At 33.4% G+C, this 23,836-nt stretch carries 25 protein-coding genes; 13 read left to right on the top strand and 12 right to left on the bottom strand.

The annotated features are described in order from the left end of the window. Positions 1-56 precede the first annotated feature (56 nt). From AP058_RS04785 to AP058_RS04775, 3 genes are all read right to left on the bottom strand, one after another. The gene (locus AP058_RS04785) at positions 57-623 is read right to left on the bottom strand and encodes a DUF4494 domain-containing protein (RefSeq protein WP_066307381.1); all 567 of its coding nucleotides are present in this window, start codon (positions 621-623) and stop codon (positions 57-59) included. Positions 624-861: 238 nt separating this feature from the next. Further along, on the bottom strand, positions 862-1,815 hold the full coding sequence (locus AP058_RS04780) for a transketolase family protein (protein ID WP_066307380.1): 954 nt from the start codon (positions 1,813-1,815) through the stop codon (positions 862-864). 76 nt (positions 1,816-1,891) lie between these two features. Next, positions 1,892-2,746, bottom strand: a complete 855-nt coding sequence (locus tag AP058_RS04775) for a transketolase (protein ID WP_066307379.1) — start codon at positions 2,744-2,746, stop codon at positions 1,892-1,894. Positions 2,747-2,897: 151 nt separating this feature from the next. Here AP058_RS04775 and AP058_RS04770 point away from each other — a divergent pair, with 151 nt between their 5' ends. The 3 genes from AP058_RS04770 to AP058_RS04760 all read left to right on the top strand — a co-directional run bounded on the left by AP058_RS04770 (position 2,898) and on the right by AP058_RS04760 (position 5,195). Further along, positions 2,898-3,479, top strand: a complete 582-nt coding sequence (locus AP058_RS04770; RefSeq protein ID WP_066307377.1) for a Crp/Fnr family transcriptional regulator — start codon at positions 2,898-2,900, stop codon at positions 3,477-3,479. A gap of 90 nt (positions 3,480-3,569) precedes the next feature. After that, on the top strand, positions 3,570-4,067 hold the full coding sequence (locus AP058_RS04765) for a hypothetical protein (protein WP_066307376.1): 498 nt from the start codon (positions 3,570-3,572) through the stop codon (positions 4,065-4,067). A 36-nt stretch (positions 4,068-4,103) separates the two neighbouring features. Then, on the top strand, positions 4,104-5,195 hold the full coding sequence (locus tag AP058_RS04760) for an alkene reductase (protein WP_066307375.1): 1,092 nt from the start codon (positions 4,104-4,106) through the stop codon (positions 5,193-5,195). A 131-nt stretch (positions 5,196-5,326) separates the two neighbouring features. Here AP058_RS04760 and AP058_RS04755 read toward each other — a convergent pair whose 3' ends face one another. Both AP058_RS04755 and AP058_RS04750 read right to left on the bottom strand, forming a co-directional pair. Beyond that, positions 5,327-5,653 (bottom strand): rhodanese-like domain-containing protein, encoded by a 327-nt coding sequence (locus AP058_RS04755; RefSeq protein ID WP_066307374.1) that lies wholly within the window; start codon positions 5,651-5,653, stop codon positions 5,327-5,329. Between the two features lie 140 nt (positions 5,654-5,793). Next, positions 5,794-6,108 carry a hypothetical protein gene (locus tag AP058_RS04750; protein ID WP_066307373.1) on the bottom strand — a complete coding sequence of 105 codons (315 nt, stop codon included), beginning with the start codon at positions 6,106-6,108 and terminating at the stop codon, positions 5,794-5,796. A gap of 252 nt (positions 6,109-6,360) precedes the next feature. Here AP058_RS04750 and tgt point away from each other — a divergent pair, with 252 nt between their 5' ends. The 10 genes from tgt (at position 6,361) to AP058_RS04700 (ending at position 16,850) form a co-directional block, all read left to right on the top strand. Continuing rightward, positions 6,361-7,491, top strand: a complete 1,131-nt coding sequence (gene tgt, locus AP058_RS04745; RefSeq protein ID WP_066307371.1) for a tRNA guanosine(34) transglycosylase Tgt — start codon at positions 6,361-6,363, stop codon at positions 7,489-7,491. A gap of 123 nt (positions 7,492-7,614) precedes the next feature. Then, positions 7,615-8,703 carry an LptF/LptG family permease gene (locus AP058_RS04740; RefSeq protein WP_066307370.1) on the top strand — a complete coding sequence of 363 codons (1,089 nt, stop codon included), beginning with the start codon at positions 7,615-7,617 and terminating at the stop codon, positions 8,701-8,703. Beyond that, positions 8,690-9,577 carry a DMT family transporter gene (locus tag AP058_RS04735; RefSeq protein ID WP_066307369.1) on the top strand — a complete coding sequence of 296 codons (888 nt, stop codon included), beginning with the start codon at positions 8,690-8,692 and terminating at the stop codon, positions 9,575-9,577. Before AP058_RS04740 ends, AP058_RS04735 begins: the two co-directional genes overlap by 14 nt. Before the next feature lie 115 nt (positions 9,578-9,692). Continuing rightward, positions 9,693-10,646, top strand: a complete 954-nt coding sequence (locus tag AP058_RS04730; RefSeq protein ID WP_066307367.1) for an acetyl-CoA carboxylase carboxyltransferase subunit alpha — start codon at positions 9,693-9,695, stop codon at positions 10,644-10,646. Positions 10,647-10,786: 140 nt separating this feature from the next. Beyond that, positions 10,787-12,331, top strand: coding sequence for a replicative DNA helicase (dnaB, locus tag AP058_RS04725; RefSeq protein WP_066307366.1), 1,545 nt, complete (start codon positions 10,787-10,789; stop codon positions 12,329-12,331). 177 nt (positions 12,332-12,508) lie between these two features. Then, the gene (locus AP058_RS04720) at positions 12,509-12,874 is read left to right on the top strand and encodes a hypothetical protein (RefSeq protein ID WP_066307365.1); all 366 of its coding nucleotides are present in this window, start codon (positions 12,509-12,511) and stop codon (positions 12,872-12,874) included. A 143-nt stretch (positions 12,875-13,017) separates the two neighbouring features. Beyond that, the gene (locus AP058_RS04715; protein ID WP_231739531.1) at positions 13,018-13,533 is read left to right on the top strand and encodes a hypothetical protein; all 516 of its coding nucleotides are present in this window, start codon (positions 13,018-13,020) and stop codon (positions 13,531-13,533) included. A 244-nt stretch (positions 13,534-13,777) separates the two neighbouring features. Beyond that, entirely contained in the window at positions 13,778-14,437 is a 660-nt protein-coding gene (locus AP058_RS04710; protein ID WP_231739528.1) for a sensor histidine kinase, read from the top strand. Positions 14,438-14,573: 136 nt separating this feature from the next. Continuing rightward, positions 14,574-15,239: a response regulator transcription factor gene (locus AP058_RS04705; protein WP_066307362.1), complete on the top strand. Its 666-nt coding sequence runs from the start codon at positions 14,574-14,576 to the stop codon at positions 15,237-15,239. Between the two features lie 348 nt (positions 15,240-15,587). Next, positions 15,588-16,850 carry an asparagine synthetase B gene (locus tag AP058_RS04700; RefSeq protein WP_066307360.1) on the top strand — a complete coding sequence of 421 codons (1,263 nt, stop codon included), beginning with the start codon at positions 15,588-15,590 and terminating at the stop codon, positions 16,848-16,850. A gap of 8 nt (positions 16,851-16,858) precedes the next feature. Here the strand turns inward: AP058_RS04700 and AP058_RS04695 are convergent, their stop codons facing one another. The 7 genes from AP058_RS04695 to thrS form a co-directional block, all read right to left on the bottom strand. Further along, positions 16,859-17,107 carry a hypothetical protein gene (locus AP058_RS04695; RefSeq protein WP_157492618.1) on the bottom strand — a complete coding sequence of 83 codons (249 nt, stop codon included), beginning with the start codon at positions 17,105-17,107 and terminating at the stop codon, positions 16,859-16,861. Positions 17,108-17,183: 76 nt separating this feature from the next. Further along, the gene (locus tag AP058_RS04690) at positions 17,184-17,840 is read right to left on the bottom strand and encodes a response regulator transcription factor (protein ID WP_066307357.1); all 657 of its coding nucleotides are present in this window, start codon (positions 17,838-17,840) and stop codon (positions 17,184-17,186) included. Positions 17,841-17,843: 3 nt separating this feature from the next. Beyond that, the gene (locus AP058_RS04685; RefSeq protein ID WP_082706582.1) at positions 17,844-19,571 is read right to left on the bottom strand and encodes a tetratricopeptide repeat protein; all 1,728 of its coding nucleotides are present in this window, start codon (positions 19,569-19,571) and stop codon (positions 17,844-17,846) included. Between the two features lie 127 nt (positions 19,572-19,698). Next, positions 19,699-20,043 (bottom strand): 50S ribosomal protein L20, encoded by a 345-nt coding sequence (gene rplT, locus AP058_RS04680; RefSeq protein WP_066307354.1) that lies wholly within the window; start codon positions 20,041-20,043, stop codon positions 19,699-19,701. Positions 20,044-20,220: 177 nt separating this feature from the next. Then, complete coding sequence (rpmI, locus tag AP058_RS04675; protein ID WP_022827375.1) at positions 20,221-20,418, bottom strand: 50S ribosomal protein L35; 198 nt, start codon at positions 20,416-20,418, stop codon at positions 20,221-20,223. Positions 20,419-20,514: 96 nt separating this feature from the next. Continuing rightward, positions 20,515-21,072, bottom strand: coding sequence for a translation initiation factor IF-3 (gene infC / locus AP058_RS04670; protein ID WP_369815133.1), 558 nt, complete (start codon positions 21,070-21,072; stop codon positions 20,515-20,517). 16 nt (positions 21,073-21,088) lie between these two features. Continuing rightward, a complete protein-coding gene (thrS, locus tag AP058_RS04665) occupies positions 21,089-23,035 on the bottom strand; it encodes a threonine--tRNA ligase (RefSeq protein WP_066307350.1) in 1,947 nt (648 codons plus the stop codon). Positions 23,036-23,836 lie beyond the last annotated feature (801 nt).

The raw sequence follows: 23,836 nt of genomic DNA, 5'->3' as shown, positions 1-23,836 counted from the left end.
CTGCTACTTGATTGTGACAAGCAGCAGATTTTTTTTTAAATAAATTACTATTTATTTTATGCTTCTAATGATACTTGTTCACTCTCAACGACAAATTCTTCTGTGTCCATTTCTTCTTTCCATTCCGCTTTTTCTGGTTTCGATGCTTTTAATGCATTGAACTTTTCTAATTGTTCTGTTTCTGTTTCTTCACCACTAAAGTAAGGAAAGACGTCCATGATTGGTGATTCAGAAATAGCTGGAATTGTATAGTCTCCCATAGTATTTTTCATCACAGCAGTAGTGTTATCAAAGGCTTCTTTGATATCATTTGCTTGTAATAAAATGTACATATTGGTTTTTCTTTCTTTTCCGCTTTCTTCATCATAAGCTAGTAGAGAAACTTTCGACTTAAACCAACGATCGCTATTTTCAAAAGGATGAATTTCGGCATAATTTGCTACTTTAATATTCGTGATTTTAAACTCTTCACTAATGTAAGCACTCATTTCTTCAGTAATTCTGCTTTCGGCTTCCGTATAAGATAAAGCGTCTACCAAATATGGTTCTGTAGTTACTTTTTGAGTTCCAGTATCATCTGTTTTTCTATATTTTACTTTGCATTCGTACCAAGTTGCGCTCATGTTATTTTGTTTTAAGGCTGACAAAGATAGATTTTAACGATAGATTAATGTCTTTTTTTTCAAATAGATATTCACAATTTAGAATTTTTTCTAATTTTATTTCTATCAATCTAAATTTTTAAAATCATTACTAGATTAAGTTATAGGACTTGGTTTTTAATACTTCAGAAAGTAGTAGATCAAAAAAAATCCTGCTTGTAAAAGCAGGATTTTTTTTATCAGTATAAAAAGCAGTGAACTATTTACGTTTCATTACTCTTTCTACAGCTTCAACGATTGATTCGTTAGTAAGATTGTATTTTTCCATTAATTGTGCTGGAGTTCCAGACTCACCAAAACTATCATTAACCGCTACAAATTCTTGCGGAGCAGGGCTGTTAAGCGATAAAACTCTCGCAACACTTTCCCCTAAGCCTCCAAGAATGTTGTGTTCTTCAGCAGTAACGATACATTTTGTTTTTGCCAATGATTTCAAAATTGCTTCTTCATCTAAAGGTTTAATCGTATGAATATTGATTACTTCAACAGAAATACCTTTTGCTTCTAAAGCTTCAGCAGCAATTAAAGCTTCCCAAACTAAGTGTCCTGTTGCAACGATAGTTACATCACTTCCTTCGCTTAACATAATCGCTTTGCCAATTACAAATGGTTCGTCAGCTGGCGTAAAGTTAGGAACAACTGGGCGTCCAAAACGCAAGTAAGCCGGACCTTGATGATCTGCAAGAGCAATCGTAGCTGCTTTAGTTTGGTTGTAATCGCATGTATTAATTACGGTCATTCCTGGTAGCATTTTCATCAAACCAATATCTTCTAATATTTGATGAGTTGCGCCATCTTCTCCCAATGTTAAGCCAGCGTGAGAAGCACAGATTTTTACATTCTTATCAGAATAGGCGACTGACTGACGAATTTGATCGTAAACACGACCAGTCGAAAAGTTAGCAAAAGTTCCAGTAAATGGAATTTTACCACCAATAGTTAAACCTGCAGCAATCCCAATCATGTTTGCTTCTGCAATTCCGATTTGAAAAAAACGTTCTGGATGATTTTTCTTAAATTCATCAAATTTTAATGAACCAATTAAATCGGCACATAAGGCAACCACATTTTCATTTTTTTGACCTAATTCAGTCATACCATCGCCAAAACCTGAACGAGTATCTTTACTTCCTGTATTTGTATATTTTTTCATTGTTCTTTTAAAATTGAAATATTAAAAAATTGTAAGACTAAAAAATCGAGAAATTTTTAATCTATAAACTTAATTTTTAATAGTCTGAATTACCACCAACATTATAATTTTGACCCAAAGCAGTTTCTAGTTGTGCATCATTTGGTGCTTTACCATGCCAAGCATGACTGTACATCATAAAATCAACACCGTTCCCCATTTCAGTATGCAATAATACACAAACTGGTTTTCCTTTTCCTGTTCTAGCTTTTGCTTCAGCCATACCAGCTAAAACCGCCTCAATATTATTTCCTTCTTTGATTTCAAGAACGTCCCAGTCAAAAGCTTCAAATTTAGCGCGGATACTTCCCATTGCTAAAACTTCGTCTGTTGGTCCATCAATTTGTTTTCCGTTTAAGTCAATTGTAGCAATTACATTGTCTACGTTTTTAGCAGATGCATACATAATTGCTTCCCAGTTTTGGCCTTCTTGCAATTCTCCATCACCGTGCAACGTATAAACGATATGATTGTCTCCATTTAATTTTTTTGCTTGCGCCGCACCAAGAGCTACAGATAGTCCTTGACCTAATGATCCTGAAGCCATACGAATACCTGGTAAACCTTCATGTGTAGTTGGGTGTCCTTGTAAACGAGAGTTTAATTTTCTAAATGTTACTAGTTCAGAAACAGGAAAATAACCACTTCTTGCTAAAACGCTATAAAATACAGGAGAAATATGTCCGTTAGAAAGGAAGAATAAATCTTCTCCAATTCCGTCCATATCAAATCCTTCTTTGCGGTCCATTATGTTTTGGTATAAGGCTACTAAAAATTCAGTACATCCCAAAGAACCTCCTGGGTGACCTGAATTTACAGCGTGTACCATTCTCAGAATGTCTCTTCTTACTTGGATAGTTAAATCGTTTAATTGTTGTGTGTTCGGTTTCATTTGTGTGTTAAATTAGACTGCGCAAAGATAATCAGATATTTTGATTTATGGATAATTCCATTTTTAGATTTATTAATAGTTATTAAGTATTGTATTTTTTTAGAATGCGAATGTTTTTTACGAATTATGAAGTATTTAGTACCTTGTAACCATGTTTGAACAATTATTTAGAAGTATTCAAGAAAAAGTAACTCTCACTCAGGATGAAATGGAATTGTGTAAAGCGCATTTCATTCCTAAAAAGCTACGTAAAAAGCAGACTTTATTACAAGAAGGAGACGTGTGTATCTACAATCCATTTGTTGAAAAAGGAATACTTCGCTCTTTTTCTATCGATCAAAAAGGAAATGAACACATCGTACAATTTGCAATTGAAGGTTGGTGGATTACTGATTTGTCTAGCTTTTTAACCAATAGTAATTCTATTTATACCATTGAAGCGTTAGAGAATTCAGAATTACTTTTGCTCACAACAGAGGCAAGAGAAGCTTTGATGTACCAGATTCCGATGTTTGAACGGTACCAACGCTTGTTATTGCAAAATGCATATATCGCCAATCAAGCTAGAATAAACATGAGCTTAACCAAAACGGGCAAAGAAAAATATATCAATTTAGGAATTGCTTATCCTGGCATTGTAAATCGTGTTCCTCAACATATGATTGCTTCCTACCTTGGACTTAAGCCCGAAACGCTGAGTCGTATTCGCAAACAAATTAGTACTCAAATCTAATTTGATTGACCTAGATCAATAGAATTTCTTGCTTTACATCAACGGAATCTCTTGCTATCGCATTGTAAATTTGCCTTGTAAATAAAAACGATGTTTAATAGAAAAACAGTTGCAATAATTGGACTTTCCGTAGCGAACATTTTCATACTAGCAACTAAAATTGCGGAAGAAAATGCAGTCTTACTTTTTGATCATGATGCTTCTGTAGTTAATAAGATGTTTTTGCAACTTCGTTCAGAAAATCCAAATGCTACAGTAGAAGTGATGACCTGTCCCATTAATGCAAGTTGGGAAGCAGATATTATTGTGCTTGCTAACTATTATTTAGAGCAGGCGAATCTAATACACCAAATCAAAAAAGTAGCTACAGGTAAAAGTATAGTTATTTTGATGGCTGAAGAGGAAAAGAATAAAGCAGCTGAATATCGAGATAGTTTTCAGGATTTATTCACTTTTTCGAAAATTATTTGCGTGTTTGTATCAGATAAAGATAACCATGATTGTTTCGTTTTTGAAGGGAATAATGAAGAGCCATTGCAAACTTATTTGACTTTTTTTACAACTATTGGTTTGAAAGTCATTAAGTAAAATATTTAAAAATTATTAATTTTAATTCAGAATTATATGAGTAAATCAGTTTTATTTCAATCTTACACTCTGGGAAAAAGTGTATTAAAAAACCGAATAGTAATGGCGCCAATGACGCGTAGTCGTTCTAATAACGAAGGAAATGTCGCTACAGCACTTACGGCAAAATATTACGAGCAAAGAGCAACAGCGGGCTTAATTGTTACCGAAGGAACTTTTGTTAGTAAAAAAGCAGTTGGTTTTATTAACGTTCCAGGAATTTATAGCGAGGCGCAAACTGACGGGTGGAAACTAGTTACAAAAGCTGTACATGACAAGGGAGGAAAAATATTTGCCCAATTATGGCATACCGGTAGGTTGTCGCATCCCGATTTGCACCATGGTGATTTACCACACGCGCCTTCAGCACTAAATCCGTATGCAAAAGCCTATACAAACGACGGTTTTGTAGATACGGTAGTGCCAAAAGAAATGACCGTTGAAGATATTAGACAAACTGTTTTAGACTTTGTAAATGCAGCTAAAAATGCGGTCGAAGCAGGTTTTGATGGAGTAGAATTGCATGCTGCTAATGGCTATTTATTGCAACAGTTTTTTAATGGTTCCAATCATCGTACAGATGAATACGGTGGTTCAATGGAAAATAAAGCCCGAATTTTGTTTGATATTTTAGATGCATTCAAAGAGATTATTGATTACAGTAAAGTTGGTGTTCGATTAAATCCTAGCTTGCACAACGCACAAGGCATGATGTTAGATAAGGAGACAATTCCGACCCATGAATATATTGTAAAACGCTTGAATGATTACGGATTGGCTTACATACATTTAACGGAGCCTTTTACGCCCGTAGATGACGTTCCTTTTGCTGTAACGGAAGTTGCTAAACATTTTAGACCCTTATATAACGGAACATTACTTATTAATAAAGGATTTACGAAAGAAACAGGAACTAAAGTTATTGAAGACGGATATGCAGATCTTGTTGCTTATGGAGTTCCTTTTATTGCTAATCCAGATTTAGTAGCTCGTTTTGAGGCAGATGCTCCATTGAATCAAGCGGATCAAAATACTTTTTATACACCCACAGAAAAAGGATATACCGATTATCCTTCTATGGAAGAATAAAGTAAATTCTTGTAATCTATTTAAAACACAGTATTATTTTAAATAGATTATAAAAACTAAAAGCTCGCAATTTGCGGGCTTTTAGTTTTTATTTCAATCGTTTAGAAACTATCTCTTATGCTGTATAATAGCTACGATTGCTTTTTAATTTTAGTATTTAAACTGTTCCATCCTCCGCCATTGAACACCGATGTATATCCATTTGATTTCAGAATGTTTTTGGCAGATGCGCTTCGCACTCCACTAGCACAGCAGGTAATAATAGTTTTGCTTTTATCTGTTAATTGAGCCAAATTGTTACTCAATGAACCAACAGGAATATTAATAGATCCATTAACGTGACCATTTGAATACTCATCTTTGCTACGTACATCTACGACAATGGCACCTTTTTGAATTAAATCTGCATAATTTACTTCAGGTCCAAAGCCGAATAATTTTTTTAGACTATTAATCATTGTTATTCAATTGTTATAATGGGTTAGAACTTTAAATTCAATAAAAAAGCATACTATCATAATAAGATTTGATACTAATATAAATTGTAATTCAAATACCAGTGAAAATTAGTGACGATTTTTTGCTTTAAATTTTACTTCTATAAAGTATCGCCTTCGCTGTAGTAATTGTTTTCTTCGTCTTCACTACCAATGTTTTCTTGCTGGTCGTCTAAATCAGCACCGGGAACGTCTAAGTCATCACCAAGTTTTTCCTCTTTGTCTATGTTGAAAGAATTCTCATTCCATTCTCCTTCTTTTTGGTCAATTACTTGATCGTTCGTAATTTTCTCGGGATTAATATTTGAAGCCTTGTCTTCTTGATTGAAAATATCTTCGTTTGCAGGATAATTTAACTGCTTTAAATTCGCTTCAATTTCTCTTTCTTTATCGGATTGTTGTTCTTGATCTTTCATAAAAATTTTTATATTTAAAACTCCCTTTTATTTAAGGAATTACATTATTTTAATTTTCTTTGTTTGTTCTATCAAGGTACAAATAGTATAAGACGTGGTGGTTATATATTTAAAAAAAGATGTTGTATCATTCACATTTCAAGAATATTTCACGGTTTTTAAAAGAATTTTAAAATTTAAGCTTTTCTAATTCGGTAATTTTGAATTTAAACTATCTTTGCCAACCCGAATAGCAGGGAGAAAAACGACATTATGAAGTTTGAATTATTACAAAAAGACCCGTTGTCAAAAGCAAGAGCGGGTAGCATTACTACAGATCACGGAGTTATAGAAACGCCTATTTTTATGCCGGTTGGTACAGTAGCTTCGGTTAAAGGAGTGCATCAACGTGAGTTAAAAGAAGACATTAATCCGGATATTATTTTAGGAAATACCTATCATTTATATTTACGTCCGCAGACCGAAATTCTTGAAAAAGCAGGAGGTTTACATAAATTCATGAATTGGGATCGAAATATTTTAACCGATTCTGGAGGATATCAAGTATATTCCCTTTCGAACAATCGAAAAATTAAGGAGGAAGGTGTAAAGTTTAAATCGCATATTGACGGATCGTACCACTTTTTTACACCCGAAAATGTAATGGAGATTCAACGTACTATTGGAGCCGATATAATTATGGCTTTTGATGAATGTACGCCTTATCCATGTGATTATAAATATGCACAAAGATCGATGCACATGACGCACCGTTGGTTGGATCGTTGCATCAATCATTTAGATAAATTACCATTTAAATATGGGTATGAACAAACATTTTTTCCAATTGTTCAAGGAAGTACGTACAAAGATTTGCGTCGTCAATCGGCAGAATATATAGCCAATTCAGGACAACAAGGAAATGCTATTGGTGGATTATCAGTAGGAGAGCCTGCTGAAGAAATGTATGCGATGACCGAAGTAGTTTGCGAAATTTTGCCAGAGGACAAACCCCGTTATTTGATGGGAGTAGGGACACCTATTAATATTTTGGAGAATATTGCGCTAGGAATTGATATGTTTGATTGTGTGATGCCAACGCGTAATGCGAGAAACGGAATGTTGTTTACATCGGAAGGAACTATCAATATTAAAAATAAAAAGTGGGAAGATGATTTTTCTCCAGTCGATCCCATGGGACATACTTTTGTAGATACTGAATATTCAAAAGCCTATTTGCGACACTTGTTTGCGGCCAATGAATATCTAGGAAAACAAATTGCGACTATCCATAATTTAGGTTTTTACATGTGGTTGGTTCGCGAGGCAAGACAGCGTATTATTGCAGGTGATTTTAAACCTTGGAAAGAAATGATGGTTAAAAAAATGGGACAAAGATTGTAAGGGTCGTAATTAGCCAAAAAGTATGTATTGATTTAAGCGTTGCGTTAGAGGTAAGACTCTGACTTCAGCTTTCAGTACACGACAAAGGCTTCTTATTAATTACTAATTTCTAATCATTATGGGATGTTAACAATAATAGATAGGTACATTTTAAAAAGATATCTTGCCACATTTGCGGTAATGTTATTTATGTTTATACCCATTGGTATCATTATTGACGTTTCTGAAAAAGTCAATAAACTGATCGAGAACGACATTCCAATTAGTGCTATTGCGCTTTATTATTATAACTTTACGATCTATTTTGCGAATCTTTTATTTCCTATATTTCTATTTTTGTCAGTAATTTGGTTCACATCTAAACTAGCAAATAACACCGAAGTTATCGCTATTTTAAGTTCTGGAATTTCGTTCAATCGCTTTTTAAAACCTTATGTTATTGGTGCTACAATCGTTTCTATTTTTGTCTTGTTAATGGGCTTTTTTATTGTTCCAGCTGCAAGTGAAGGTTTTAATAGTTTTAGATATACGTATTTAAAAGGTGGAGGGAAAGAGGCAATGCGTGGCGATAATACTAATGTATACAGACAAATTAGCGACGATGAATTTATTTTTGTAAACAGTTACAATGAATCCAGTCAAACCGCTTTTAATTTTACATTAGAGAAATTTAAAGGTGAAAAATTAGATTATAAAATTGTTGCTAGTCGAATTAAATGGAATCCAAAAGACAGCACATACACATTGTATGATTACACAAAAAGAACGGTCGGTGAGTTAAATGATGTAATTGAAAAACAGCCTGAAAAAAAGGCAGCATTTAATTTTGATTTAGAAGACTTAACGCCAGTAGTTTACATTGCAGAAACATTAACGTATGGCAAATTAGTCGATTTTATTGACAAAGAACGAGCTAGAGGTTCGTCTGATATTAATACTTATTTGGTCGTTTTATACAAGAAATTTAGTATTCCAGTTTCGGCATTTATATTGACTTTAATTGCCGTGTCGGTATCATCTATGAAACGTCGTGGTGGAATGGGAACAAACCTTGCTATCGGAATTGCCATTGCATTTTCTTATGTTTTCTTCGATAAAATTTTTGGCACTCTAGCCGAGAAGTCAACATTTTCACCATTTTTGGCAGTTTGGCTGCCTAATATTTTATATACCATCTTAGGCTATTTCCTGTTACGCAATGCAAAACGATAAATTTAAAAGTTATTTAAGCCTCCACTTCATTGTTTTCATTTGGGGATTTACAGCTGTTTTAGGGGCATTAATTACAATCGACGCTGAAATTTTAGTTTGGTTCAGAATGTTATTAGCTGCTGTTTTTTTAGGAGTTTTTATCTTAGGACGACGTAAATCATTTAAGGTGTCTGTTAGAGCAGCATTTAAAATGGTGTTTATCGGACTTTTGATTGCCTTGCATTGGATTTTCTTTTTTCGAGCCATTCATGTATCCAATGTTTCAATTACATTGTCCATCTTTTCCTTAGGTGCTTTTTTTGCTTCACTTTTAGAACCTTTATTCTATGGAAGAAAAATTTTATGGTATGAAGTTTTCTTCGGTCTCATTATCATAGCAGGTTTAGCAATGATCATGCAAGTCGAAATACAATATCTAAACGGAATGTACTATGCATTGGCTTCAATCATTCTTGGTGTTTTATTTACCTTAATGAATGGCAAAATGATTGTCAATCACGATTCGGCAGTCATCACTTTGTACGAATTTGGCGCTGGAGTTTTCTTTATATCCATCTATCTTCTTTTACAAGGAAAACTTAATCTAATGATGTTTAATATGACTTTAGAAAACTGGCTTTTGTTGTTGGTTTTATCTTCGGTCTGTACCGCTTATGCGTTTACGGCATCCGTAAAGGTGATGCAAAAGCTTACTCCTTATACAGTCATGCTAACCACTAATTTAGAGCCTGTATACGGAATTGTTCTGGCCTATTTTATAATTGGAGAAAAAGAAAAAATGAGTACTGAGTTTTATTTCGGAGCTTTGATTATCGTAATCACCGTAATTTTAAACGGAGTGATTAAGCATTATAAAAAAGACGATAAACTATAACTGAAACTGTAACTAAAGCGATACTTTACCAACTTTAATCCCAAATTAAACGTGCCATACGATATAATATTTTTATATTTGCGGTTCGAATTAAAATTAAAAATTCAAAAATCCTATGGAATATTTAGATTTTGAGCTTCCAATTAAAGAGTTAGAGGAGCAATTAGAAAAGTGTGTTATCATTGGAAAAGAATCTGAAGTAGATGTGACGCCTACTTGCAAACAGATTAGCAAAAAATTAGAAGAAACAAAAAAAGATATATACAAGAATTTAAGCGCTTGGCAACGCGTACAATTATCAAGACATCCAAATAGGCCGTACACTTTTGATTATATTAAGGCCATTTGTGGAGATACTTTTTTAGAGTTGCACGGAGACAGAGGTTTTAAAGATGATAAAGCGATGGTCGGTGGATTAGGTAAAATTGATGGCCAATCGTATATGATTATTGGTCAACAAAAAGGATACAACACGAAGACACGTCAATACCGAAATTTTGGTATGGCAAATCCAGAAGGATACCGAAAAGCCTTGCGTTTAATGAAAATGGCAGAAAAATTTGGTGTTCCAGTAGTTACCTTTATCGATACTCCAGGTGCATATCCAGGTTTAGAAGCAGAAGAAAGAGGTCAAGGGGAAGCAATTGCTCGAAACCTTTTTGAAATGGTTCGTTTGCAAGTGCCAATTATTACCATTATTGTGGGTGAAGGTGCATCGGGTGGAGCATTAGGAATAGGAGTAGGTGATAGAGTATACATGCTAGAAAACACATGGTATTCGGTTATTTCTCCAGAATCGTGTTCGTCTATTTTATGGAAAAGCTGGGAGTACAAAGAGAAAGCTGCTGATGCTTTAAAGCTGACTTCATCTGATATGAAAAGACAAAAATTGGTCGATGATGTAATTCCAGAACCGTTAGGTGGGGCGCATTTTGATCGAGAAACTACATTCAAAACCGTTACCCAATACATCACTAAAGCATATGCTGGATTGAAAGACTTATCAACAAAGGAGCTGATCGCCCAAAGAATGGACAAGTACACTAGTATGGGAGAATATAAAGAGTAAAATCGTATAATTTCAGTATAAATCCGAAGCCTTATAGTTTCGGATTTTTTTTTGGTTATCAACAATAAAAGGTTATTTATAAACAATTAATTCTAACAACTCAATAGCTGTAATTTTTTAAAATTCGCTATTTTCGCTTTATGGAAAACTTCAAGAATATAAGTCCTATCAAGGTAGACAAAACCACCATTATTAATTTAGAAAAAGGAAAACTTCCGCCACAAGTACTTGATTTAGAAGAGGCTGTGCTCGGAGCAATGATGATTGATAAAAAAGGAGTAGACGACGTAATTGATATTTTACAACCCGACGCTTTTTACAAAGATGCACACAAACATATTTTTGAAGCCATTGTGCAGCTTTTTACTGAAACCCAGCCCATTGACTTGTTAACCGTTTCAGCTCAGCTTAAAAAGAACGGAAAATTAGACGTCGCGGGTGGCGATTTTTACTTAATCCAGCTGACTCAAAAAGTAGCATCGTCTGCGCATATTGAGTTTCACTCTCGTATTATATTGCAGAAATTCATTCAGCGCAGTTTGATTCGAATTTCGTCGGAAATTATTGAGCAATCTTACGATGAAACTACCGATGTTTTTGATTTATTAGATCAAGCGGAAACCAAATTATACGAGGTAACGCAAGGAAACGTTAAGCGAAGTTCAGAAACCGCTCAAAGTTTAGTTTTACAAGCTAAAAAGCGAATTGAAGAAATTGCTGGTAAAGAAGGATTGAGTGGTATAGCCACTGGATTTGAAAAATTAGACAAAATTACATCAGGTTGGCAGCCGAGTGATTTAATTATCATCGCCGCAAGACCCGGAATGGGAAAAACTGCTTTTGTACTTTCTATGGCAAGAAATGTGGCGATTGACTATGGCCATCCAGTGGCTGTATTCTCACTAGAGATGGCATCAGTTCAGTTAATTACCCGTTTAATTTCATCGGAAACTGGATTGTCTTCAGAAAAATTACGGACTGGGAAATTAGAGAAACACGAGTGGGAGCAACTAAGTACCAAAGTAAAAGATTTGGAGAAAGCACCTTTATTTATTGATGATTCACCTTCACTTTCTATATTCGATTTACGTGCCAAGTGTAGACGTTTAGCTTCACAACACGGAATTAAACTAATAATTGTTGATTACTTGCAATTAATGACTGCGGGAGGAAACGGAAAAGGTGGAGGAAACCGTGAACAGGAAATTTCGACTATTTCTAGAAACTTAAAAGCTCTAGCAAAAGAGTTAAACGTGCCTGTAATTGCTTTGTCACAATTATCGCGTGCGGTAGAAACGCGTGGTTCGAGCAAAAGACCTTTGTTGTCTGACCTTCGTGAATCGGGTGCAATTGAGCAAGATGCCGATATTGTATCGTTTATTTATCGTCCAGAATATTACAAAATTGAGGAGTGGGATGACGACGAACAATCGCCGACTGCTGGACAAGCTGAGTTTATCATTGCAAAACACCGTAACGGTAGTTTAGAAAATGTTCGTTTGAAATTTATTGGTAATTTAGGAAAGTTTGATAACCTAGAAGACTTTACTGGTGGTTACGATGATTTACCCTCTAAAATGAACGCAGACGAAAATACATTTATTACAAAAAATTTACCATCTGCCAACGAAGCTTTTGGTAGTAATTTTAACGACGATGATGACGACAGCGACGTACCTTTTTAAGTAGTTAAAATTGAATTAGCATAAAAAATCTTTGCAAATTAGTTATTTGCAAAGATTTTTTTGTTTTTAATCAATTAAGTAATAGGAAAAAATCCGAAGGTGAAAATTAATTTAGTAGTTTAGCATTCTTGAATTTAATAAAGTTAATACTATTAACTAATTATAAAAATAATATTTATGGATGACAAAACCTTTCCAGGGCCTATTAAAATTTCTTTAGCGACTGCCAAAGAATGGGAAAAAAAGTATGACGGCGATACCACTGTAGGTGATGCTAAAAACAAGATGAAAGCTTTTTTAATACCCAGAGAAAGTTTAGAAAATGTCCTGGCTTTAAAGACTGAGGCAATTCGCGCTTATATCGGCATAAATGATAAAGATGAAAAAATATTATTTTTTGTAGGAGCAGATAAAGACGAAAAAAGCGGGCAGTATACAGATGTTTATGGAAGAAAAACATTAAATTATAATTTAGCAAAAGGACAAGGAGATGGAGACGAAGAAGAAGTTTATAATGGTACACGCCCAAGTCCACCCTTTTAATTTCACATATATTAATGGCAGATTTCTTAATATATAGTGGATATTTAATATTATTTATTAATCTTATTTTATATAATTTTAGTTTTTTATACAGACGAAAAGCTAATATTTTTTTTATAGGTTATTTAATATTTAGTCTTGGAATGCAAATTACGATGGAAGTACTGTATCAGTTAGGTTTTCATAACTTAGTAGTGGTAAATATATTCTTTTTAGGGAACTTTATTTTACTAAGTTTGTTTTTTAAATCTTTTTCGAAAACCAGAGAACAAGAAAATTTTATAGGGTATACTTTAGTAGCTGCGGTAGGGGCAATCATTGTACAAAATTGGCGCGATACTCAACTACTGTTTCAGTTCAACTTATTCGCCATTACACTTACAGCTGCTTTATTGATTTGTTATGCTTTAATTCATTTGTACAACCAACTTGGCACTGATAAATCGTATTATTATGTAACAGTTGGTATTGTAATTTATTTGCTATCTAGTACCGTATTGTACTTGATTGGGAATTTAACTCAGAATTTAAGTCCTGATATTAAATATCTTAGCTGGCAGCTAAATGCTTTACTAGTAATTGTTTTGCAATTATTTTATTGCTACGAATGGATGGTTACTTTTTCAAAAAAAAATGAGAAAAAAACAATTAATTTTTAAGTTCTTAAATTCGATACCTATAAATTTATATTTTTTTTAAACAAGTAGAAATAAATAAATTAATATTTTGATTCTCTTCTATAACAAACAAAATTTGATGCTACAAGTCTCCGCAAAGCTTAGCTTAATTCCAGAGAAAGACATTGTGCTTATAATTTTATTCAGCTCTGTCTTTTTTATGCTTGTTGCAGCTGCAATAGTTGTTTTTTTCTACTTTTCGAGAAAAAAAATCAATCAAAAAGAAATGGAAAAAAAGAATATAATTATTGAGTATCAAGACCAACAATTAAAGGCAGTTATTCTTACGCAAGAAACTGAGCGAAAGCGTATTGCACAAGATTTGCACGATGATATTAGTTCTAAACTTAATGTAGTTAAGTTAAATTGTCATTTATTAAGCACTCCGAACTTATCACCGGCCGAGCAAAAAGAGATTACCAGTATTATTATTGATTTAACGAACAAGGCTTTAGATAGTTCGCGTAAAATTGCTCACAATTTATTGCCACCTGTTCTCGAAAAATTCGGTTTAGACGCAGGTATCAAAGAGCTTTGTTTAGAATTCGAAAGTAGTAGGTCAGTAAAGATTGAATATAATAATGTTGTTGATTTTGATTTTAAGAATTTACACAATGATTTGCATGTGTTTCGCATCTTACAAGAGTTACTTAATAATTCTGTACGTCATGGTCAGGCGACTTTTATTAGTATTACTTTACGAGAAAACGATAACTTTTATTCTTGTATTTATACCGATAATGGTATTGGTTTTGATACAAATTTGTCAAGTAATCAAAAAGGTCTTGGTACCAAAAACATCGAAAGTAGAGTACGCTTTTTAAATGGGACATTGGAAATAAAATCGGCTAGAGGTGAAGGAACGAGAGTTAATTTCACATTTTAGGTGTTTTTTGTAGCTAAATGTAACATATTTTTTGTACTTTTCTGCAACCAAATTCGATATTGACGTTTCCCCTAAATCCGTTTCTATTGTATTTTTTTTTGAACAATTAATGTATTGCTGACCTCAAAAAACAAATATGAAAAACGTTATTAAAGTTGTTTTGGTAGATGATGAAATTTTGTTTCGTCAAGGAATTAAATTTATGTTAGATCGAGAAGAAGACTTTCAAGTAGTTTTTCAGGCTTCTAACGGAAAAGAATTGCTAGATTATCTTGATAATACGGATGAACAACCAGATGCAATTCTTACTGATCTTAAGATGCCCGTGCTTAATGGCGTTGAAACTACCAAAATTTTACACAAAAAATATCCTAATACTAAAATTATTGCGTTAACAAGTTATGATTCGCATTCTTTTGTAGCCAATATGATTGATGTAGGAGCTGCTGCATTTGTTCTCAAGAACGCAAAACCAGAAGAATTACTTTATGCAATACGACAGGTTGCAGATAAAGGTTTTTATTATAACGAAAAAGTATTAAAAATTTTGAAGGAAATAGAATTGATGAAAAAAAATGCAAAGTCCGAACTAGATGCAGCTTTTTTATCTCCCCGAGAAATTGAAGTATTGCAATTGATTTGCGAACAGAAAAATACAGCTCAAATCGCCGAAATTCTTTTTATTAGTCCTAGAACCGTCGAGGGGCATCGAACGAATCTATTGTTAAAAACCGAGTCTAAAAATATTGCTGGACTGGTAGTTTTTGCCATTCAAAATAGGTTGGCTTTAATTGACATGTAATTTTCCTAACTTAATAAAAATTTTATCGATAAAATATAATAAACAATTATCATAAGTACTAAAATTCCAACACCAATTTTTTTAATCAAACCTAGTCCTTTAGGTTGATTGTCGTAATTTTTTGATTCCATCATCGTGATTTTTATTTATAGTTTGGTTTTTCTATTTACAAATTTAGTGTCAATTTCCTTGATTTCGATGCGTGTTTTTACCCGTTTTAAGAATACACATGTTAAAATATAGAATATTTTAGTTTTTAATTTGTCGCTTTATTTCTTTACGGTCTTTGCAGTATAATGATTGATCTTTCCGTTAGTTTTTTATCTTTGAGCTATAAACTAAGTTGTTATGTCATTACGTCTTTACTTCTATTTATTTTTGTTTTTTTGCTCCTTAAAAGTAAGCGCTTCTTTTGTGTTATTACCTATGGATGAGTCTTCACAACAAAATCATCTAAAAGCGTACGGAATCACTTATTGGTGTTTGAACAACCAGTACAAAGCAAGTTGGTTACTTAATTATCGTGGGGGCTCTTTTTTATTGCCAGATTCTGAAGAGATTCGGAAAGAATGCCAAATTAGAGGAGTAAGCTATGAAATTTTGAGCGATAGCCAAGTTAATTTAATTTTAGAAGAAATTGCGAGTCCATCTCAAAACATGGAAACAATTATTTTAGAAAAAGCACCAAAAATTGCAGTATACACGCCGCAAGGAAAACAGCCGTGGGACGATGCTGTTACGTTGGTTTTAACTTACGCTGAAATTCCTTTTACACCTGTGTACGATTCAGAAGTCTTAAGTGACCAATTATTAATGTATGATTGGTTGCACCTACATCATGAAGATTTTACAGGACAATATGGTAAATTTTATTCTGCATATAAAAATATCCCTTGGTATATTGAACAAAAAGCTGCTGCAGAAATACTCGCTAAAAATTTAGGATACTCCAAAGTTGCACATGAAAAAGGAGCTGTTGCTAAAAAAATTAGAGACTTTGTAATTGGTGGTGGATTTATGTTTGCCATGTGTTCTGCGACGGATAGTTTTGACATAGCATTAGCTGCAGATGGAGTAGATATTTGCGAAGCAATGTTTGATGGAGACGCAAGTGAGCCCAACTATCAATCAAAATTAAATTTTCAGAATAGTTTTGCTTTTAAAGATTTTACCTTAGAAAGACGGCCTGAACAATATGAGTTTTCGAATATTGACATGACATTACAGCGCAGAATCCCGATGGAAAAAGATTATTTTACTTTAATGGAGTTCTCAGCAAAATGGGATGCTATTCCGAGTATGCTTTGTCAAAACCACACCCAGTTAGTAAAAGGATTTATGGGACAGACAACTTCATTTAATTCTGATCTAGTGAAATCAAATGTATTAGTTATGGGAACTTGTGAACTTAATGGCGAGGCGCGTTACATTCATGGTCAAAAAGGAAAAGGAATGTTTACTTTCTTTGGTGGACATGATCCTGAAGATTTTCAGCATAAAGTTGGGGATCCTCCAACTGTTTTAGATTTGCACCCCAATTCTCCCGGATATCGTTTGATTTTAAATAATGTATTATTTCCTGCTGCTCGCAAGAAGAATCAGAAGACTTAATTTTTATTTTATATTTTTTTATAACGATCTTTAAACGCAGTCACTATAATTATAATTTGTAAAACTACTATCGCAGGTACAAATAATAACTGCCATTCGATTTCAATTATTCCTGTTTTAGCACAAATTAATGCAGTAGCATAAGATAAAATAAAAGTTAGTAGTATGGTTTTTAAAACTACTTTCGATTTTTCAGTCTTTAATTTATTGGCTATTTTACGTAATGATCTTTTGAATAGTGTATTTTTGAAACGCATAATCAACATGTTTTTGCAAACATATCACTCGCAACTGGTTTTTTTTTACGGGAAACCGTAAGGTGCGTAAATTTTTTTAGATTATTCCTAGGTCTTTTGTTAATGCAATCAAATGGACATTATTGGTGGCTTTAAAGTAAATCTTTAGTTTATTGATCTTTTTTTCAATACTACTCGTGCTGTTTGGGATACAATTTTGTCTATTGAATTCACTGCTTATCTCTTGAATGCTAAGTCCGTTAGCGAGTAGTTTTAGCAACGATACGTCGTACCGTTCAATTTCAATTAATCCAATAGATCCCTTAGCTAGTGTTACTTTTATTTCCTTTTGATGGTATAATTTATGTACTGTTTGCTTTAAATTCTCAATACTATTTCGTCCCTTCATTACATAGGCATCAATTTTCAACTGGGTATGTAATTTCGAAATTAAATATGATTTGTCTTCGATTGAAAAAACAATTGTTTTTATATCGGGTTGAATTTTTTTCACAGCTTCAAGTAGGTCTTCTCCCGAATGTAAGTTAGTTTCACGATGGTCTTTTTTAAAGGACAAGTCAGTAATCAGTAAATCATAAGGAGTATTATCTGTAATTCCTTTTTTAATTTTTAGAAAAGCATCATCGCAATATTTGGCTACGTCAATATTTGAAATATCTATAGATTCAAGTGCTTGCTTAACTGTGAGAGAAATTGTATCTAAATCTTCAGCGACCAAAACTTTTTTATACATGTTTTATGTTGTTGGAAATGTGATTGATGCCTTAAAACCTTTGTCTAAAATTGAACTGTAGGATAGGCTTCCTTTTATCGATTTTAATCTGTTTTCTGCATTTTTTAGTCCGTTTTTGCTGCTTATTTTTTCAGGATTAATGCCGATTCCATTGTCGCAATAGTCAATTTTAATTTCTGTAGCTAAACTTGTGAATGAAATAACTACGAAAGAGCTGTGACTGTGTTTTTTCATATTTACTAGAAGTTCTTGAAGTACTCTGTAAACTGTAATTTTTTGCGCCGCTGAGATGTTATTCCAGTTTATCACATTTAAATCTTTCATTATAATTTGTATAGCAGATGAATTATAAGTATTAATCATCTGTTTTAAAAATTCGGCAAACGTTTCGTCTGTATTTATAATTCTATTTTGGTAAGAGATGTTTCTGATTTGAGAATAAATTATGTCTAAATTATTTAATAATTCTTCTTTGTTTTCTTTATATGCTAAATTTTTAGATTCAACCATCGTTATGGTTTGGTAAATTTCATTAGCTAATTCGTCGTGTAGTTTTTTAGAAATTCTCGTTTCAGATTTATAAATGGCTTTTGATTTCTCTATTTTGCTTCGATATAGTAAATAGTAATAGATCACAATAGATATAATAAGGACCAATGTAATAAGGAGATAGGAAAGTAATTTTTTATATTTTTCTTGCTCTAATTCTAACTGTGCGGTGATTTTTTGACTTTTGAGAATTTCATTTTCTCTCTTAGCTAGGCTCGAATCGTATTTTACCTTTGCAAACTGATTTTTTGCTATTTGCTTCTGCTTTGTAATACTATCATTTAACGCTACATATTTTAAACTATACTTCTTTAGATCGGTACCTGTAGAGCTATGGATTAATGCTATAAGAGCATTCATTCGATCATTAGAAGAATTCCACTTGGTTGCTAGTTCATACGCTTTACTAGCGTAATGTTTTGAAAGCTTTCGATTTGTTTTTTGAAAGTGCTTAGATTGATTTACGTAATTTCCAATTAAGCCCCATTCATTATTTGTACTTTTATAAATATTGAAACATCGCCTATAATATGATAGTGCTTTTTTAGGATCATTAGCTTCATGACAAAGACCAAGATTATTTAAAATACGTGCATATGATTCAGGATCTGTTTGTATTTCGTTTTGTACGCATAAATAGTCAAATATCTCTATGGCACTATCATAACTACCTTGCTCCATGTAGACGACTGCTTTATTATTTTGCGTGTTTAATTTTCGAAGTTTATCAGTTTTAAGTTGATAAGCTTTCTCATAATATAGTAATGATTTGTTATAATCGTATTTATGAAGATAATTTACTCCTAAGATCACGTAGATATTCCAAGCATAGTTTGGATTTTTTATTTCTTTTAGATAAGGTAGTGCTTCAGTTGCTGCTGATTCGCTAGAAATATAATCTCCTTGCTTTTGATTAATATCAGCCATGTTAAAAATACAGTATACTATTTTTTTTATATTTTTCTCATTTAAGGCAATCGATTTAGCTTTGGTAAAATAGTAATAGGAACTATCAAATTTTTGTGAATCGTATAAGCTATCTCCTATTTGAATTAAAGCTAGCAACTCTTTCGATGCTACTGCTTCATTTGATACAGGTAGTTTTTCGCTATCTCCATTGCATGACAATAATAGCTGGGAAATAAATAGCAAGTATAAGAAAAAGATTGGGGCTACTCTCATAGTACGAAAATAAGCAATTATACGAATACAGTATAAAAACTCAGAACTATTTAGACATAAAAAAACCCGATCTTTCGACTGGGTTTTCTATTATAAGTAAGTAATCTAAATTGAGTTGATAAAACGTTTATTTTACTTTATTAAGTATTGCTTTGAAAGCCTCAGGGTGATTCATTGCTAAATCAGCAAGTACTTTACGGTTCAATTCGATTCCGCTAGTCTTTACTTTACCCATAAACTGAGAATAAGAGATTCCTTCTAATCTAGCTCCAGCGTTGATACGTTGAATCCATAATGAACGGAAATTTCTTTTGTTTTGTTTTCTATCACGGTAAGCATAGCACATTGCTTTCTCAACCGCGTTCTTAGCAACTGTCCAAACGTTTTTACGTCTACCAAAGTAACCTTTGGCTTGCTTCATTATCTTTTTTCTTCTTGCTCTTTTAGCAACCGAATTTACTGATCTTGGCATAATATTATTGTTTTTTTTGTAGTAGGCGTCCCGAATTAAATCAAGAGAACTTATTGGCCATACTCCAAGGTTATATTTAAATTGTTTTAACCTAAAGAATTTAAAAAAAGTATTCAGTTTTCAGATAGTAGTGCTCAGTTAAAACTGCTTACTACATACTGACGACCGAGTACTAAATTATATAATTCTTAATTGTTGTTTGATGCTTTTCATATCTGTTTTGTGAACTAACGCTGAATGTGTCAAAGCTAATTTACGTTTTTTAGATTTTTTAGTCAAGATGTGACTTTTAAAAGCATGCTTTCTTTTAATCTTTCCAGAACCAGTAACTTTGAAACGTTTCTTGGCGCTAGATTTGGTTTTCATTTTAGGCATTTTTCCTAGTGTTTTTTAATTTATTCTTACTTACTTATATTTTTAGCTAGTAGTTTTTCGCTAATAACTTATTGCTAAAGGCTAATAGCCAAAAGCTTATTTTTTCTTCTTAGGAGCAATAAACATAATCATACGTTTTCCTTCTAAAACAGGCATAGCTTCAACTTTACCAAACTCTTCTAAATCTGTTGCCAAACGCAATAATAAAATCTGTCCTTGATCCTTATAGATAATCGAACGACCTTTAAAGAATACAAACGCTTTTAATTTAGAACCCTCTTTCAAGAACTTCTCAGCATTCTTTCTCTTAAATTCATAATCATGTTCGTCAGTCTGTGGACCAAAACGAATCTCCTTTACAGTTACCTGGGTCGATTTCGCTTTTAAGACTTTATCACGCTTTTTCTGCTCGTAGATAAATTTCTTATAATCCATGATTTTACAAACTGGCGGCTCTGCATTAGGAGAAATCTCAACTAAATCCAATTCGAATTCATCGGCTAGTCTCAATGCTTCTGAAAGTTTAAAAACTCCAGGCTCTATATTTTCCCCTACAAGACGTACTTCTTGTAGACCACGAATATTGTTATTAATTCTGTGGGCATCTTTTTTTTCTACGCGAGGTTGATAACCTCTGTTGCTTCTTATTGCTATGGCTTTATAATTTAAGTTAAACTGTAAATACTTTTAATGTCTTATTTATTTCCTCATTTACAATTGCGACAAATTCCTCAATTGTAACGGTAATATTCCCTTTTCCTTCTTGACCGTGACGACGAATAGAAATCGTTCCATTTCGTTCCTCTTCTTCACCTACAATCAGCATAAATGGCAATTTCTGCATTTCTGCATCTCTAATTTTCTTGCCTATGGTCTCATTTCTGTTGTCAATTAGGGCGCGAATTTCGTGATTTTCTAGCACATCTAAAACTTTTTTGGCATAAATTTCGTATTTCTCGCTTAAAGACAAGATAATAGCCTGTTCCGGTATCAGCCAAAGCGGGAAATTTCCTGCAGTATGTTCCAGCAAGATAGCGATAAAGCGTTCCATTGATCCAAACGGCGCTCTATGAATCATAACTGGACGGTGTAATTCGTTATCAGCACCTTTATAAGTTAACTCAAATCGCTCTGGTAAATTATAATCTACTTGAATCGTTCCTAATTGCCATTGTCTTCCTAAGGCGTCTTTAACCATGAAGTCAAGTTTAGGTCCGTAAAACGCAGCCTCACCATATTCTATAACCGTATTTAAACCTTTGTCTGCTGCGGCACTGATGATAGCATTTTCTGCTTTTTCCCAGTTTTCATCAGATCCAATATATTTTTCTCTATTTTCTTTATCTCTCAATGAGATTTGCGCTGTAAAGTTTTCAAATCCTAAAGAGCCAAATACATAGAGCACTAAGTCAATTACTTTTTTAAACTCTTCGTCCAATTGATCTGGAGTACAAAAAATATGTGCATCATCTTGAGTAAACCCTCTAACACGAGTTAAACCATGCAATTCACCCGATTGTTCATATCTGTATACGGTTCCAAATTCAGCGTAACGTTTCGGTAAGTCTTTGTAAGACCATGGACGCACATTGTATATTTCGCAGTGATGCGGACAGTTCATCGGTTTTAATAAAAACTCTTCTCCTTCATGCGGTGTTGTAATCGGCTGAAAACTGTCAGCACCATATTTCGCATAATGGCCAGAAGTTACGTATAATTCCTTTTGTCCAATATGTGGAGTAACCACTTGTTCGTACCCTGCTTTCTTTTGTGCCTTTTTCAAAAATTGCTCCAAACGTTCTCTCAAAGCAGCTCCCTTTGGTAGCCACAATGGTAAACCTTGTCCAACTTTCTGAGAAAAAGCAAACAATTCTAATTCCTTTCCAAGTTTTCTATGGTCACGTCGCTTTGCTTCTTCAAGTAATGCCAAATATTCAGTTAAATCTTTTTGCTTAGGAAACGACGTTCCGTAAACACGAGTTAATTGCTTATTTTTTTCATCACCACGCCAATAAGCGCCTGCAACACTCATAATTTTCATTGCTTTAATAATTCCCGTATTCGGAATATGACCACCGCGACATAAATCGGTAAACGTATCGTGATCGCAAAATGTAATGGTTCCGTCTTCTAAATTGGAAATCATTTCGGTCTTGTATACGTTGTCTTTGTACATTTCTAATGCTGCTGCTTTGCTAAGCGGACGCATTTTGAACTCATGTTTTCCTCTAGAAATTTCCAATACGCGATCTTCAATTCTTTTAAAGTCGGCATCAGTAATTTTTTGATCTTCAAAATCCACGTCATAATAAAATCCATTCGCAATTGCAGGTCCAAGAGTTAATTTAACTCCAGGAAACAATTCCTCCAATACTTGCGCCATAACGTGAGAGGTAGAGTGCCAAAATGCCTTTTTACCATCTGCGTCATTCCACGTATATAATATAAGACTACCGTCGGTCGTCAATGGAGTTTCGGTTTCAATTGTTGTACCATCAAAAGATGCCGAAATCACGTTTCTTGCAAATCCTTCACTGATGCTTTTAGCAACCTCCATCGGAGTTACGCCAGAAGCAAACTCTTTAATCGACCCGTCGGGCAAAGTAATCTTAATCATTGTCTTTAATTTTGTGAATGCAAATATACTTCATTACAAAAATCCACACAATATATATGTAGGTTAGTTTTTATATTTATGTTTCAACATGTCCCTTTATATATAGGTATAGGAAGTTTTTTTATATTTAGGAGCTATTTCCTGTCATTCGCTGTATCTTCTATTGCTTAAAAAAAGCAATAGAAGGATGCCGCTGCTACCAGGGCTAGGATTTAGCTATTCTGCTTAAATTTTGTGTTCCAGATCAAGCAAGTTTCTGCGACCTATATATAAGGAGTAAATACAGCAGTAAAATTAACTGAATCGAGTTCGAAGTTCTAGCATTATTATAAAGTGACAAAGAAACCTCTCAAAACCCAATAAAAAGAGTGAAGTTTTAAAAGAGTTAAAAGTTAATACCCAACATATTCTCGTAAAATCCCACCAGAAGCAAGAAAGAGGAGTAGAGTAAAAGCAAATACCCCACGTAAATCCTAAGAAACCGATCGAAAGCGATGTAAAAGGCTAAAAAGACAATAGTGTAAAGTGTTCACAAGATTAAGGTTTCCAAAGAGTTAAGAATTTATTAAAAAAAAAGATTGAAATAATGCAATAAAAAGGGTTGTTTATGTAAATAAAGTGACTATTTTTGCACCCGCAACAGCGACACGTTCTACTTTTTACTGACTACGAATTGAGATATTACAGCGGAGATTTTCTTCAAAAATAATATCAAAATAAAGTTTGTGTAGTAAGAAAAAACGTTTTACATTTGCACCCCGCTAAAGGCGCAAGTTATTTGAGATACTGACAAGGAAGAAT

The sequence above is a fragment of the Flavobacterium sp. TAB 87 genome, assembly GCF_001529295.1.
GTDB lineage: Bacteria > Bacteroidota > Bacteroidia > Flavobacteriales > Flavobacteriaceae > Flavobacterium.
Note: the sequence above shows the minus strand (reverse complement) of the source record. Positions and strands in the feature narration are given on the sequence as shown.